The sequence below is a fragment of the Variovorax paradoxus EPS genome (assembly GCF_000184745.1).
Lineage (GTDB): Bacteria > Pseudomonadota > Gammaproteobacteria > Burkholderiales > Burkholderiaceae_C > Variovorax > Variovorax paradoxus_C.
The window spans coordinates 480,606-495,841 of the sequence record NC_014931.1 but is presented as its reverse complement, the minus strand read 5'-3'; the positions used below and the strand labels follow the sequence as shown (position 1 = coordinate 495,841).

Annotated in this window: 11 protein-coding genes; 4 read left to right on the top strand and 7 right to left on the bottom strand. The window is 66.6% G+C overall.

What is annotated here, in order from left to right:
- Positions 1–21 precede the first annotated feature (21 nt).
- Positions 22–2,250: a TonB-dependent receptor gene (locus tag VARPA_RS02280; protein WP_041942743.1), complete on the top strand. Its 2,229-nt coding sequence runs from the start codon at positions 22–24 to the stop codon at positions 2,248–2,250.
- The gene (locus tag VARPA_RS02275) at positions 2,250–3,554 is read left to right on the top strand and encodes a PepSY-associated TM helix domain-containing protein (protein WP_013538923.1); all 1,305 of its coding nucleotides are present in this window, start codon (positions 2,250–2,252) and stop codon (positions 3,552–3,554) included. Before VARPA_RS02280 ends, VARPA_RS02275 begins: the two co-directional genes overlap by 1 nt.
- On the opposite strand, the gene gshB is transcribed toward VARPA_RS02275, so the two are convergent.
- Entirely contained in the window at positions 3,517–4,470 is a 954-nt protein-coding gene (gene gshB, locus VARPA_RS02270) for a glutathione synthase (protein WP_013538922.1), read from the bottom strand. The two genes, VARPA_RS02275 and gshB, sit on opposite strands and share 38 nt — an antisense overlap.
- Before the next feature lie 294 nt (positions 4,471–4,764).
- Between gshB and VARPA_RS02265 the strand changes: the two genes are divergently transcribed.
- Positions 4,765–5,178, top strand: coding sequence for a hypothetical protein (locus VARPA_RS02265; protein WP_013538921.1), 414 nt, complete (start codon positions 4,765–4,767; stop codon positions 5,176–5,178).
- A 10-nt stretch (positions 5,179–5,188) separates the two neighbouring features.
- Entirely contained in the window at positions 5,189–6,112 is a 924-nt protein-coding gene (locus VARPA_RS02260; protein WP_013538920.1) for a polysaccharide deacetylase family protein, read from the top strand.
- A 25-nt stretch (positions 6,113–6,137) separates the two neighbouring features.
- Here the strand turns inward: VARPA_RS02260 and VARPA_RS02255 are convergent, their stop codons facing one another.
- The 6 genes from VARPA_RS02255 to leuS all read right to left on the bottom strand — a co-directional run bounded on the left by VARPA_RS02255 (position 6,138) and on the right by leuS (position 15,234).
- Entirely contained in the window at positions 6,138–8,006 is a 1,869-nt protein-coding gene (locus tag VARPA_RS02255) for a potassium transporter Kup (protein WP_013538919.1), read from the bottom strand.
- A gap of 183 nt (positions 8,007–8,189) precedes the next feature.
- A complete protein-coding gene (gene gshA, locus VARPA_RS02250; RefSeq protein WP_013538918.1) occupies positions 8,190–9,506 on the bottom strand; it encodes a glutamate--cysteine ligase in 1,317 nt (438 codons plus the stop codon).
- 92 nt (positions 9,507–9,598) lie between these two features.
- Positions 9,599–10,894 carry a glutamate-5-semialdehyde dehydrogenase gene (locus tag VARPA_RS02245; RefSeq protein ID WP_013538917.1) on the bottom strand — a complete coding sequence of 432 codons (1,296 nt, stop codon included), beginning with the start codon at positions 10,892–10,894 and terminating at the stop codon, positions 9,599–9,601.
- 81 nt (positions 10,895–10,975) lie between these two features.
- Positions 10,976–12,049 carry a DNA polymerase III subunit delta gene (gene holA / locus VARPA_RS02240; RefSeq protein WP_013538916.1) on the bottom strand — a complete coding sequence of 358 codons (1,074 nt, stop codon included), beginning with the start codon at positions 12,047–12,049 and terminating at the stop codon, positions 10,976–10,978.
- Positions 12,050–12,070: 21 nt separating this feature from the next.
- A complete protein-coding gene (gene lptE, locus VARPA_RS02235; RefSeq protein ID WP_013538915.1) occupies positions 12,071–12,592 on the bottom strand; it encodes an LPS assembly lipoprotein LptE in 522 nt (173 codons plus the stop codon).
- A gap of 11 nt (positions 12,593–12,603) precedes the next feature.
- Positions 12,604–15,234, bottom strand: a complete 2,631-nt coding sequence (gene leuS, locus VARPA_RS02230; RefSeq protein WP_013538914.1) for a leucine--tRNA ligase — start codon at positions 15,232–15,234, stop codon at positions 12,604–12,606.
- Between the last annotated feature and the right edge of the window lie 2 nt (positions 15,235–15,236).

The window sequence follows — 15,236 nt, the reverse complement described above, 5'->3', positions numbered from 1 at the left end:
TTGCACCCTATCGGACCGTTCATGCCCGCAGTTTCCTCCCTTCGCCTTCGCCCGACCGTGGCGGCTTCGCTTCTTGCCCTCCACGCTCTCGGCGCCATGGCGCAGACACCCGCTGCGGAACCGGCTGCATCGAGCGGCACCCTGGCCACGGTCAACGTCGAAGCCAGCGCCGACGCCTCGGCCGAAGGCCTGACCAAGCCCTATGCCGGCGGCCAGGTGGCGCGCGGCGGGCGGGTCGGGATTCTGGGCAACCAGGACATGATGAGCACGCCGTTCTCGAGCACCAACTACACCAACGAACTGATCCAGGACCAGCAGGCCAAGAGCGTCGCCGACGTGCTGCTCAACGATCCGTCGGTGCGCCAGGCGCGCGGCTTCGGCAACTTCCAGGAGCTCTACGTGGTGCGGGGCTTCCCCGTGTACTCCGACGACGTGGCGTACAACGGCCTCTACGGCATGCTGCCGCGCCAGTACATCGCCTCCGAATTCTTCGAGCGCGTGGAAGTGTTCCGCGGCGCCAACTCCTTCCTGAACGGTGCCGCGCCCGGCGGCAGCGGCATCGGCGGCGCGATCAACCTGTTGCCCAAGCGCGCGCCCAACGAGCCGCTCACCCGTGTCGGCTTTGGCGTGCAGAGCGGTGGCCAGGGCTTCGTGAATCTCGACCTGGCACGCCGCTTCGGCCGCGACGACAGCCTGGGCGTTCGCGTGAACGCCGTGCGCCGCGAAGGCGGCACGGGTGTCTTCAAGGAAAGCCAGCAACTGAGCGCCTTCGGCGTCGGCCTCGACTGGCACAGCCGCAATGTGCGCCTCTCGGCCGACTTCGGCTACCAAGACTACGACCTGAAGGACGGCCGCCCGAGCCTCACGCCCTCCTCGACGTTGCCGATCCCGCGCGTGCCCGACGCCAAGAGCAACTTCGCCCAGCCCTGGACCTACTCCAAGGAAAAGGACAAGTTCGCCACCTTCCGCGGCGAAGTCGACATCACCGACAACATCACGGCCTGGGCCGCCGGCGGCGTGCGCCGCAGCGACGAAGACAACGTGCTGTCGAACCCGGCCCTCGTCAACTCCTTCGGCAACACCAGCAACACGCGCTTCAGCAACACCCGCAAGGACCGCATCGGCACCGCCGAGATCGGCGTGCGCGGCAACTTCACCACCGGCCCGGTGAAGCACACGGTCGTGGCCTCGGCCACCACGTACAGCAACGACCGCGACAACGCCTATGCGATCTCTTCGGGCAGCGTGCGCAACAACATCTACGCGCCCTTCTTCTCGCCCTACCCCGTCGCCAACGGGACCGGTGGCTTCGTGGGCAACCGGCTGGAAGACCCGCGCCTGACCGACAAGATCGACACCTCGAGTGTCGCCGTCGCCGACACCATGTCCTTCATGGAAGACCGCCTGCTGGTCACGCTCGGCGCACGCCGCCAGACCATCAAGCAGACCAGCTTCGCCTACAACACGATCAAGGAAACGAGCGCCTACGACAAGAGCAAGACCACGCCGGTGGCCGGCGTCGTGTTCAAGATCACGCCGACCGTGTCGGCCTACGCCAACTACATCGAAGCCCTGGTCCAGGGCAAGGTGGCCCCCGCCACGGCAAACAATCGCCCGGTCGCCAATGGCGGCGAAGTCTTTGCGCCCTACCAGGCCAAGCAAAAGGAAATCGGCGTCAAGTACGACGGCGGTTCGCTGGGCGCGAGCGCCGCGTTCTTCACGATCGACCAGCCCGTCTACCAATACGCGGACGAGGCCGCGGGCCAGGTTTACGGCCTGTACGGCAAGCAGCGCAACCAGGGCCTCGAGTTCTCGGTGTTCGGCGAACCCACGAAGGGCCTGCGCCTGCTCGGCGGCCTGACGCTGCTGGACGCCAAGCAGAAGAACACGCAAGGTGGCGCCACCGACGGCCTGACCGCCATCGGCGTGGCCAAGCAGCAGGCCAACCTCAGTGCCGAGTGGGACGTGCCGGGCGTGCGCAACCTTTCGCTGAATGCGCGCCTCCTTTACACCTCCAAGCAGTACGCCAACGCCGCCAACACGCAGCAGATCCCGGGCTGGACGCGCTTCGATATCGGCGCACGCTACTTGGTGGACCTGGGCAACGGCCGAGCGCTCACGCTGCGCGCGCGCATCGACAACCTGTTCAACAAGTCGTACTGGGCTTCGGTAGGTGGCACGCAGGGCTCCAACTATCTGACGCTGGGCGCACCGCGCACCTTCGCGGTGAGCGGCACCATCGACTTCTGATGCGCGCCTTCGCGACCGGCATCCACCGCTGGGCCGGCCTGGCGGTTGCGCTGTTCCTCGTCGTCTCGGGCCTGACCGGCGCCGTCATCTCGTGGGACCACGAGATCGACGGCTGGCTCAACCGCAAGCTCTACGACACGCAAAGCCGCGGCCCCTTCAAGGACCCGTTCGAGCTGGCCGCCGCGGTCGAGGCGCACGATCCGCGCGCGCGGGTCGCGTACATGCCGCTCGGCTTCGAAGAGGGCCATGCCGCCGGCTACTTCGTGCAGCCCCGCGTCGATCCGGCCACCGGAAAGCCCTTCAGGCTCGGCTACAACCAGGTGTTCGTCGACCCGGTCACGGCCGAGGTGCGCGGCCGGCGCGACTCCACGGCCATCTCGCTCAAGCCCGAGACGCTGATGCCGTTCCTCCGCAAGCTCCACTACATGCTGCACGTGCCGGCGATGTGGGGCACCGACCGCATCGGCTGGTGGATCATGGGCACGGTGGCGTTGGTGTGGCTGCTCGACAGCTTCGTCGCGCTCTACCTCACGATGCCGCGACGGCTGCGCAAGGCCGTGCACCCGACGCACCGGCCGGCAGCCGCCTGGTGGCAGCGCTGGAAGCCGTCGTGGACCGTGCGCTGGGCGGCCGGCGGCTACAAGCTCAACTTCGACCTGCACCGCGCGGGCGGGCTGTGGATCTGGGGGCTGATCATCGTCGTCGCCTTCACCTCGTTCTCACTGAACCTCTACAAGGAGGTGTTCCACCCGATGCTCTCGCTGGTTTCCAAGACCACGCCCGGACCGTCGGCGCTGGTGCCGCTCGCGCCGCTGGGCACGCGCATCGAGCCCACCATCGGCTTCCGCGAGATCGTGGCGCAGGCTGAAGCGGAGGCCCGACGCCGCGGCTGGACGACGCCGCTGGGCGGCGCGTTCTACAACGCGCGCGGCGGCTTCTACAACATCTCGTTCTTCGACCACGCCACGCACGACGACAGCGACGGCATGGGCCTGTCGAACCTCTACCTCGACGGCCGCGACGGCCACGTCATCAGCAGCAATCGCCCATGGCACGGCACCGCCGCCGACGTGTTCGCGCAGCTGCAATTGCCGCTGCACGGCGGGCGCATCCTGGGCATGCCGGGGCGCATCATGATGTCGGCGCTGGGGCTGGTGGTGGCGATGCTGTCGATCACCGGCATCGTCATCTGGGCGCGCAAGCTGCGCTCACGGCGACTGCAGGCCCGGCGCGAGCGCGAACAGGCCCGCACCGCGGCGCCCGGGTTCAGGCAGGACGCAGGGTTTTCTCCAGCGCGTCGATGAACATCTTCGGCACGTCGAAGCCGGTCTGCTCCGTGATTTCCTGAAAGCAGGTCGGGCTGGTCACGTTGATCTCGGTGACCGAGTCGCCGATCACGTCGAGCCCGATCAGCAGCAGCCCGCGCGGCGCGAGCACCTTGCCGATGGCCTCGGCGATCTCGCGGTTGCGCGGCGTCAGCGGCTGCGCCACGCCCTTGCCGCCGGCCGCGAGATTGCCGCGCACCTCGGTGCCCTGCGGAATGCGCGCCAGCACGAAGGGCGCCGGCTCGCCCGCGATGATCAGGATGCGCTTGTCGCCCTGAGAAACCTCGGGTACGAAGCGCTGCACCATGATCGTTTCGGCGCCGTCCTTGTTGAGCGTCTCGACGATGGAGCCGAGGTTCAGCGCGTCCTGCTTCACGCGGAAGATGCCCATGCCGCCCATGCCGTCGAGCGGCTTCAGGATGATGTCGCCGTGCTCCGCATGGAAGTCGCGCACGGCCTGCGCGCTGCGGGTGACCAGCGTGGGCGTCACGAACTGCGGAAACTCCATGATCGCGAGCTTCTCGGGGTGGTCGCGCAATGCGCGCGGCGAATTGACCACCTGCGCGCCCTCGCGCTCGGCCTGCTGCAGGAGGTGCGTTGAATAGATGTACTCGGCGTCGAAGGGCGGGTCCTTGCGCATCAGCACCGCGTCGAAGTCTTTCAGCGCCTTCGATTCGGTGATGTCGACGGTGTACCAGTCCTTGGCGTCACCGGTCAGCGTGATCTGCTGCACCGTCGCCGTGACCAGCCCGCCCGATTTCCACTGGATGTCCTGCGGCAGGCACGCCGCGATGCGGTGACCGCGGCGCTGGGCCTCGCGCATCATCGAGAAGGTGGTGTCCTTGTAGATTTTGAAGTGATCGAGCGGGTCGGCGACGAAGAGGATGTTTTTCATCTGGCGTTCTTTCCGGCGCCGGATGCGGCGGCCGCGTTGGTTTGTGGCGCGATGTTGCCGGAGGCTGCCATGCCCTTGCCGGCGGAGGCCTTTGCGAAGCGGCGGCGTCCACTCTGTCGGGCCGCGGGCACCCGAAGGCGCAGGTCTCTGGAAAACGGCATCGCGCGATTGTGCCGGGAGCGGAAGAGTCGCCGCCCGACGCCCGATCGGCACAGGACTTGCGGGCTTTCCGGACTCATTTCTTTCACCATGCGATGCCATGCACCGGCGTGGCTCGCTCGACGGAGACTCCTCATGAACACGCCCGCCCCACTCGACCCCGCTGCGATCGTCGACGAATTCCTCCGGCTCGTGATGATCCCCGACCCGCAATCGGCCTCGCGCTTCACCGCGCCCGACATCCGCATCCGCTTCACCGGCAACCGCGAGATGCACGCGCCCGGCGACACCTCGGCCTTCAACGCCAAGCGTTACGCCTGGGTCAAGAAGAAGATCGAGCGCACCGAAACGGTGGCTGGCGGCACGCCCGAAGCCACCGTGGTCTACAGCCTCGGCACGCTGTACGGCGCCTGGCCCGACGGCACGGCCTTCGAAGGCAACCGGTATGTCGACCGCTACGTGGTGAGCCACGGGCTCATCGTGCAGATGGACGTGTGGAACGACAGTGCCGAATGGCTGCTGGTGCGCGCCGGCCTCGCGGTGCTGTGAGGCACAGCGCATGACGACACGCTGGCCCGACCTCCTGCCCTCGCACGATCGTTTCGACTACCGGCCGATCACGCGGCGCCCCGACTACGTTTGGCCGAACGGCGCGCGGCTGGCCGTGTACCTCGGCTTCAACATCGAGCACTTCGCCTTCGGCGACGGCCTGGGCGCGTGCATCGGCCCGGCCTCGCCGCAGCCCGATGTGCTGAACCACGGCTGGCGCGAATACGGCAACCGCGTGGGCGCATGGCGCTGCCTCGAACTCTTCGACGCGCTCGCGCTGCCGACCGGTGCGCTCATCAACACGGCGCTCTACGACCACTGCCCGGAACTGGTTGCGGCCTGCGTGGCGCGCGGCGACGAACTCATCGGCCACGGCCACAGCAACGCGGAGCGCCAGGGCGCGCTGGACGAAGAACACGAACGCGCGCTGCTGCTGCGCTGCCGCGAACGCATGCTGCGCGAAAGCGGACAGGCGCCCGCGGGCTGGCTGTCGCCGTGGATCTCCGAGAGCGCTGTCACGCCCGACCTGCTCGGCGAAACCGGCTACGGCTACACGCTCAACTGGTGCCACGACGACCAGCCAGTGCGCATGCGTACGCGCGGCGGCGGCTCGATCTGGTCGGTGCCTTATCCGCAGGAGCTCAACGATATTCCGATGATCGTGGGACGCCTGATGGATGCGAAGGATTTCAGCGCGATGGTGGTCGACAACTTCGACGAGATGCTGGAACAGTCGCGCGCGCAGCCGCTGGTGATGGGGCTCGCGCTGCATCCGTACATCGTCGGCCAGCCATACCGGCTGCGCCACCTGCGCACGGCGCTCGCGCATCTGGCACGTGCGCGGGATCGTGGGGAGATCTGGTTCACGACGCCGGGGGCGATCGCGGGGCACATGACGCAGCTTGCGGCGGAACGGCCCGAAGAGTTCGGCTGAGGAGCGATCGCTCCTTCACCCTGCTTCAGATCTCGATCTTCGACCCCAGCTCCACCACCGCGTTGTTCGGCAACCCGAGGAAGGCCGCCGCTCCGCTCGCGTTGTGGTGCATCTGCGCGAACAGCTTCTCGCGCCACGGCGCCATGCCGCTGCCCAGCGTCGGAATCACGACGTCGCGCGAGAGGAAGTAGCTCGTGGCCATCGGCTCCAGCTGGCAGCCGCGCAGGCGCGCATGCTCGAGCGCGCGCGGCAGGTCGATGTCGTTCTTGAAGCCGTAATGCACGATGACCTGCCAGCAGTGGTGGCCCAACGCTTCGATCTCGATGCGCTTGTCCATCGGAATCCAGGGCACCTCGTGGTTGCGCACGGTGACGAACATGTTCTGCTCGTGCAGCACCTTGTTGTGCTTCAGGTTGTGCAGGAGCGCATTGGGCACGACGCCCGGCTCGGCGGTGAGGAACACGGCCGTGCCGTCCACGCGCGCCGGCGGGCTCACGAACACGGAGTCGAGAAAAGATTTGAGATCGATCGCGTCGGCGTGCTGCGCCTCGCCCATCAACCGGCGGCCTTCCTTCCAGGTGATCATCAGCGTGAACACGAAGCCGCCGATCAACAGCGGGAACCAGCCGCCTTCGAACATCTTGAGCAGGTTCGAGGCGAAGAACAGGAAGTCGACCACGAAGAAGACCGCGGTCGATGCGATGCACAGCGCCAGCGGCAGCTTCCACGCGTAGCGGATCACGAAGAAGGTCAGGATCGTGGTGATCAGCATGTCGGTCGTCACCGCGATGCCATAGGCCGCGGCCAGGCTGCTCGAGGTGCGGAACATCACCACCGCCAGCACGATGGCCACGAACAGGCCCCAGTTGACGAGCGGAATGTAGATCTGCCCGGCCGTGCGCACGCTGGTGTGTTCGATGTTCAGTCGCGGCAGGTAGCCCAGCTGGATCACCTGTCGCGTGACGCTGAACGCGCCGGTGATGAGCGCCTGCGACGCGATCACCGTCGACAGCGTGGCCAGCAGCACCAGCGGAATCAGCGCCCACTCGGGCGCCATCATGAAGAAGGGGTTCTTCACCGCCTCGGGGTTCTCCAAGAGCAACGCGCCCTGGCCGAGGTAGTTGAGCGTGAGCGCCGGCATGACGACCGAGAACCACGCGATGCGGATCGGCTTCTTGCCGAAGTGGCCCAGGTCGGCGTACAGCGCCTCGGCGCCAGTCACGCACAGCACCATCGCGCCCAGCAGGATGAAGCTGGTGCCCGGGTTGTCCCAGATGAACTTCAGCGCATACCAGGGGTTGAGCGCCTTGACGATTTCGGGGTGGTGCAGGATCTGCCACACGCCCAGCACCGCGATGGCCGCGAACCACGCCAGCGTGACCGGGCCGAAGAACTTGCCGATGCCTGCGGTGCCGCGCTTCTGCACGGCGAAGAGGCAGAACAGCACGACCAGGGTGATCGGGATCACGTAGTGCTTGAAGTGCGGCGACACCACCTCCAGGCCCTCGACCGCCGACAGCACCGAAATGGCCGGCGTGATGACGCCATCGCCGTAGAAGAGCGAGGTGCCGAAGATGCCGATCACCAGCAGCACATGCCGAAGGCGCGGCTTGTCGGCGACCGCCCGGGACGCCAGCGCGAGCATGGCGACGAGGCCACCCTCGCCTTCGTTGTCGGCGCGCAGCACCAGCACCACGTACTTGATCGAGACGATGACGGTGAGCGTCCAGAAGAACATCGACAGGATGCCGTAGACGTTCTGGACGGTGAACGGCACGTGGCCGTGGCCGAACACTTCCTTGACCGCATACAGCACGCTGGTGCCGATGTCGCCGTAGACGACGCCGATGGCGCCGACGATCAGGCCGGCAGAGATTGTTTTGGGGGCTGACACGAAGTCGATGGGAAAAAGGGCTGGCCGTTGTGGATCGACGCGTCAGACACGCGAAGGTGCCGTGGCGGCGGAACATTCATTCGTTGTTCCACCACGCGTCACCCCTCCCGCCCTTTTGTTTCCGTTTGCTGTGGGGTCGCTATTTTGCCGTTGCCCGGTGACGCCGCAACCCGGCGGCGGCAATCATTCGTAGATTTCGGCGTCCGGGTCGGTCGCTTCCATCTCGTAGCTGGCCGCGACCATGGCCAGGCGGCCGACCACGCCATACATATAGAAACGGTTCGGGGCGCTCGCGCCGGGCTTGGCACCAGGCTGGGGCATGTGCGTGCTTTCCGAGAAAGCCAGCGGCACGTAGCTCGCGCCCGGCAGCTTGAGGTTCTCGTCGGCCGCCTGCTCGGCGTGCACCCGGTAGAAGCCGCCCACCACGTAGCGGTCCATCATGTAGACGACCGGTTCGGCCACGCCGTTGTGCACGCGCTCGTTGGTCAGCACGCCTTCCTGGACGATCAGCTCGGTGGGTTCGCGCAGGTCGCGGCCGGCGGAGGTCTTGGCTGCCGAGGACGTGCTGGTGCGCGACTTGCCGATCAGCGCCTCGACTTCCTTGGCATCGCGCACCGTCACCACGCCCGGGCTGCCGCTGCCGCTGTGGCCGCCCTTGACGACGACGAAGGGCTTTTCGTTGATGCCGTATTCCTTGTACTTGCGGCGCACCTTGGTGAGCACCGCATCGACATGGCTGGTCAGCACGTCGATGCCGCGCCCCTCGGCAATGTCGACGCCTTCGGCGCGCGCGTAGATCGGGTTGATGAGCCAGGGATCGATGCCCAAGAGCTTGCCCAGGCGCTTGGACAGCTCCTCATAGCTGTGCAGGTGGTTGCTCTTGCGGCGCACCGACCAGCCCGCGTGCAGCGGCGGCAAGAGGTACTGCTCGTGAAGGTCCTCGAGGATGCCCGGCGTTCCTGCCGAAAGCTCGTTGTTGAGCAGAATTGTGCAGGGATCGAAATTCTTCAAACCCAGCCGCCGCTTGCCGCGCACCACCGGCTCCAGGGTCACGGTCTCGCCGTTGGGCAATTCGATCTTCTTGGGCGACTTGATCGCCGGATCGACGGAGCCGATTCGCACGTTGAGCCCCGCCATATGGAAGATGCGCACAAGTTGCGCGATGTTGGCGAGATAAAAGGTGTTCTTGGAGTGATTTTCCGGAATGACGAGCAGGTTGCGCGCCTCCGGGCAGATCTTCTCGATGGCTGCCTGCGCGGCCTGCACCGCCAGCGGCAGCATCTCTTTGGTGAGGTTGTTCCAGCCACCCGGAAAGAGATTGGTGTCGACCGGCGCGAGCTTGAAGCCTGCATTGCGGATATCGACGGAGCTGTAGAACGGCGGCGTGTGCTCCATCCACTCAAGGCGGAACCAGCGCTCGATGGCGGGCATCGAGTCGAGCACCCGCTGTTCCAGTTCGTTGATCGGGCCGGTCAGGGCGGTGACGAGATGCGGAACCATGCGGCGGCCTTCTTCGATTTCTTAGAGGTGGAGCGGAATTGTAGGAATTGGGGGTACATGCCCCGATGACAAGACCGCGGGAGCAGCAGGCATCACGTCCGCACTTCGCCTTGGCCGAGCACCACGTACTTGAGCGAGGTCAGCCCTTCGATGCCGACCGGGCCGCGGGCGTGGAACTTGTCGGTGCTGATGCCGATTTCAGCGCCCAGGCCGAACTCGAAACCGTCCGCGAAGCGGGTGCTCGCATTGACCATGACGCTGGCCGAATCGACCTCGCGCAAAAAGCGCTGAGCATGCACGTGGTCGCGCGTGACGATGGCGTCGGTGTGGTGGCTTGAATAGCGGTTGATGTGCGCAATGGCCTCATCGACGCCGGCCACGACCTTGATGCTGATCACGGCGGCCAGGTATTCCTCGGACCAGTCGGTCTCGACCGCATCGATGACCTTGGCAGCCGGGTCGAGCGCCGCCTCGTCCGAACGCAGGATGCGGGCGGCGGCCGGGTCGCAGCGCATTTCCACGCCCTTGGCGGCGAAGATCGCGGCGATCTGGGGCAAAAAGTCTTCCGCGACCACCTCCGAGACCAGCAGGCCTTCGGCGGCGTTGCAGGGGCTGTACTTCTGAGTCTTGGCGTTGTCCACGATGCGCAGCGCCATGCCGAACTCGGCCGTGTCGTCTACATAAACATGGCAGTTACCGTCCAGGTGCTTGATGACCGGCACCTTGGCGTCGCGGCTGATGCGCTCGATGAGCCCCTTGCCGCCGCGCGGAATGATCACGTCCACGAATTCGGGCATGGCGATGAGCTGGCCCACGGCCTCGCGGTCGGTGGTCTGCACCAGCTGCACCGCCTCGACCGGCAGGCCGGCCTCGGCCAGCGCCTCGGACACCAGCAGCGCCAGCGCCTTGTTCGATTCGATGGCTTCCGAGCCGCCGCGCAGGATGGCGGCGTTGCCCGACTTGATCGCGAGGCTCGCGGCCTCGATGGTCACGTTGGGACGGCTCTCGTAGATCATGCCGAACACGCCGATCGGCACCCGCATCTGGCCCACGCGGATGCCGCTGGGCTGCTGCTTCATGCCGATCATTTCGCCGATCACGTCGGCCATGCCGGCGAGTTGCTCGCAGCCCAGGGCCACGGTCTCGATGACCTTCGGCGTGAGCTTGAGGCGATCGACCATCGGGGCCGAAAGTCCGGCGGCGGTGGCTCGTTCCAGGTCTTTCTGATTGGCGACCGACAGCGCCGGGCCGGCTTCGCGCAGGCGCCGCGCGAGCGCCTTCAATGCTATGTTTTTGGTAGCTGCATCCGCACGGGCCATGAGGAAAGCAGCGGTCTTTGCCTGCAGCCCTAGGGCCTGCATGTGCTCGCTGACGTTGAACGCATTCATGCGAACATTTTCCCACGCCGACCTGTGGCCCGGCTTACACAGGCCTTTTGGTGCCTGGAGCCGCCAAAGAAAGAAAAAAGATCAGGCGCGGCGCGCGGCCGCCGGCGCGCTGCTGCACGCACGGCACAGCATCAGCGCGAGCCGCTGCAGCGCCTGCCAGCCGCTGGCGGGCCAGTCGGGCTGCTTCAGGCCCTTGCAGATGCCGTCCACCAGGTGGGCCGCGCGCAGCAGGCGTGCCAGCATGCGGTCGTCCAGCCGGGGCAGCACGCGCTCGAAGGCGCGTTCGCGCGGGCCCCAGATGCGGTTCTCGCGCAGCGCCATCGGCAGCGGCCGACCGGCGGCCATGGCGTCCTTCACGCGCTTCAGGGCGCGAATGTCCTCGGCGATCGTGTAGTGCACCAGCACCTCGGCCTCGCCTTCGGCCTGCAGGCCGTCGAGCATGCGCGCCACACGCTGCGGATTGCCGGCCAGCACCGCTTCGGAAAGCTTGAACACGTCGTAGCGCGCCACGTTGTTGACCGCGCCTTCGACCTGCTCCCAACTCAGCTCGCCCGCCGGGTGCAGCAGCGCGAGCTTCTGGATTTCCTGGTGCGCCGCGAGCAGGTTGCCTTCGACGCGGTCGGCAAAGAACTGCAGCGTGCGCTGGCCTTCGTCGCCCGGCATCACGCGCTGGCCCTGTTGCCCGAGGCGCTGCGCGATCCACTGCGGCAACACATTGCGCTCTACCGGATCGACCTGGATGCTCACGCCGTTGTTCTCCAGCGCCGAGAACCAGGCGCCGGTGCGCGTGGCCTTGTCCAGGCGCGGCAGCATCACCAGCGTGAGCGTGCTGTCGTTGCCGGGCGCGGCTTCGGCCAATTGCTGCAACGCCGTGCTGCCGTCCTTGCCGGGCTTGCCCGAAGGGATGCGGATCTCCACGATCTGCTTGTCGGCGAAGAGCGAGAGCGAGCCCCCCGCCGCCAGCACCGCGCTCCAGTCGAAGTGCGCGCCGGCCACGGTGTACGAGCTGCGCTCGGTGTAGCCCTGCTCGCGCGCGGCGGCGCGGATGGCGTCGGCCGCCTCCTGCGCGAGCAGCGGCTCGTCGCCATGGATCGTGTAGAGCGGCTTGAGCCCCTTCTGCAGGTGGCCCCCGAGTTGGGCGCTGGCAAGTTGCATGGAATCGCTGCGGCGCGGCGCCTAGAGTTCCTTGACGGCTGCGAGGCGCCGCATCAACTGCTGCGCGATGTCGCTCTGCATGTCGCGGAACAGCAGTTCGGCCTCGCCTTCCTTGGCGAGCGCGTTGGTCTCGTTGAAGCTCAGGTCGCGCGTCTGCGACACCTCGGAGGCCGCGAGCAATTCCTTGCCGCCCGGCGTCTTCAGGCTGAAGCGCACGCGCAGGCGCAGCTGCAACTCGCGCAGTGCGCCGGCCGAATTGGTCGAGATCACGAACCGGTCGCGGTCTTCGCCCAGCACCACCAGCACCGCGTCGGCGGTCTTGGCGTCTTCCTTGGGCACCAGCGTCACCGTGCCGGCCGCGCGCAGGTCGCGCCGAATCTGGTTGATCAGCGCGGAATTGCCCTCCACCGACAGCGTCTTGAACGCGAAGACCGGCGCCTTGCGCAGCTCGAAGCCGCAGCCGGCCAGGCCCACACTGGCGCCCACGGCCGTCAAACCGAGGAGAAAGCCGCGGCGCGGCAACGAGGCATTGCGTTTGTTCATGCTTCTATCGTTTAGAGGACCACGTTGACCAGACGGCCGGGAACCACGATCACGCGCTTGGGCGGCGCGCCCTCGGCGAAGGCGACGAAGTCGTCGCAGGCGAGCGCGAGTTTCTCGATCTCGTCCTTGGAGGCGCCGGCCGGCACCAGCAGCTTGCCGCGCAGCTTGCCGTTGACCTGCAGCATGAGCTCGATCTCGTCCTGCACCAGCGCCTCGACGTCGACCGTCGGCCAGGCTGCGTCGAGCAGGCCGCCGAGGTCCTTGTCGTAGCCGAGTTCCGTCCAGAGCTGCTGGGCGATGTGCGGGGTGGCGGGGTACAGGCAGCGCAGCAGGATGCCGAAGCCCTCGCGCACCGCGGCCGCATCGCCCGCGCTGCCGTCGGGCTTGAAGCCTTCGAGCGCGTTCAGGAGCTTCATCGCGCCCGACACCACCGTGTTGTATTGCATGCGCTGGTAGTCGTAATCGACCTGGCGCAGCACCGTGTGCACCTCGCGGCGCAGCGCCTGGGCGGCCTTGCCGAACGCCTGCGTGCCGGCCTTGGCGGGGGCCACGTCTGCCTGCGTCACGCCGAAATTCCACACCCGGCGCAGGAACCGGTAGCTGCCTTCGACGGCCGCATCGTTCCACTCGAGCGTGGCTTCGGGCGGCGCGGTGAACATGGTGTACAGGCGCGCGGTGTCGGCGCCGTACTTCTCGATGAGGTCCTGCGGATCGACACCGTTGCGCTCGCTCTTGCCCATCTTGCCGACGCCGCCGTACTCGACCTTCGTGCCGTCGGCCGTGGTGCCGCCGGTGATGCGGCCCTGCGCATCGAGCACGGGCGTCACTTCCAAAGGCGGGAAGTAGTCCTTGCCGCCCTTCTCGTTGCGCTTGTAGAAGATGTGGTTGAGCACCATCCCCTGCGTCAGCAGCTTGGCGAAGGGCTCGTCGGCCTTCACAAGGCCCAGGTCGCGCATCACCTTGGTCCAGAAGCGCGCGTAGAGCAAGTGAAGAATCGCGTGCTCGATGCCGCCGATGTACTGGTCCATGGGCATCCAGTAATCAGCGCCCTCGGCGACCATGGCCTGGTCGTTCTTCGGGTCACAGTAGCGCATGAAGTACCACGACGAATCCACGAAGGTGTCCATCGTGTCGGTCTCGCGCCGCGCGGCCTTGCCGCACACCGGGCACACCACGCCGGCGTGAAAGCCTTCGTGCTTGTTCAGCGGGTTGCCCGAGCCGTCCGGCACGCAGTCGGTGGGCAGCACCACGGGCAGGTCCTTCTCGGGGACCGGCACCGCGCCGTGTTCTTCGCAATGGATGATCGGGATCGGCGTGCCCCAGTAGCGCTGGCGGCTCACGCCCCAGTCGCGCAGGCGCCAGGTGGTCTGCAGTTCGCCGAGGCCCTTCTGGCCCAGCGCATGCGCCACGGCGGCCACGGCCTCCTTGTAGGTCATGCCGCTGAAGTTGTCGGAGTTGATGGTCACGCCGCGCTGCTTGTCGCCGTACCAGTCCTGCCACTTGTGATAGTCGAAGTGCGGCTCGTCATCGACCAGCACGACCTGGATGATCTCGATGCCGTACTTGTTGGCGAAGGCGAAGTCGCGCTCGTCGTGCGCGGGCACGCCCATCACGGCACCGTCGCCGTAGCCGATGAGCACGTAGTTGCCCACCCACACCGGCACCTGTTCCTCGGTAATCGGGTGCTTGACGGTCAGGCCCGTGGGCACGCCCTTCTTCTCCTGGGTGGCGAGCTCGGCCTCGGTGGTGCCGCCGTTCTTGCATTCCTCGATGAAGGCCGCGACCTTCGGATCGAGCGTGGCCGCGTGCGCAGCCAGCGGATGCTCTGGCGCCACGGCGCAGAAAGTGACGCCCATGATCGTGTCGGCGCGCGTGGTGAACACATACATGCGGCCGTCCTGGATGAGCTGGCCGCTCGCGTCCTGGATGTCGTGCGTGAAGGCGAAGCGCACGCCCTCGCTCTTGCCGATCCAGTTTTCCTGCATCAGCTTGACGCGCTCGGGCCAGCCCGGCAGCTTGTGCTGGGTGTGCTCGAGCAGTTCCTCGGCGTAGTCGCTGATCTTGAGGTAGTAGCCGGGAATCTCGCGGCGCTCGACCGTGGCGCCGGTGCGCCAGCCCTTGCCGTCGATCACCTGCTCGTTGGCCAGCACGGTCTGGTCGACCGGGTCCCAGTTCACGACTTGGGTCTTGCGGTAGGCGACGCCCTTCTCCAGCATCTTCAGGAACAGCCACTGGTTCCACTTGTAGTAGCTCGGATCGCAGGTGGCGATCTCGCGGCTCCAGTCGATCGCCAGGCCCATGGCCTGGAGCTGGCCGCGCATGTAGTCGATGTTCTCGTAGGTCCACTTGGCCGGCGGAACCCCGTTTTTCAGGGCCGCGTTCTCGGCCGGCAGGCCGAAGGCGTCCCAGCCCATGGGCATCAGCACGTTGTAGCCGCTCATGCGCAGATAGCGCGTGAGCATGTCGTTGATCGTGTAGTTGCGCACGTGGCCCATGTGCAGCTTGCCGCTGGGGTACGGCAGCATCGAGCAGGCGTAGTACTTCTTGCGGCTCGCGTCTTCGGTGACGCGGTAGGCATCGGCGGCGCTCCATTGCGCCTGGGCAGCGGACTCGACGTCGCTGGGTTTGTAGCTGGGGTTCATGT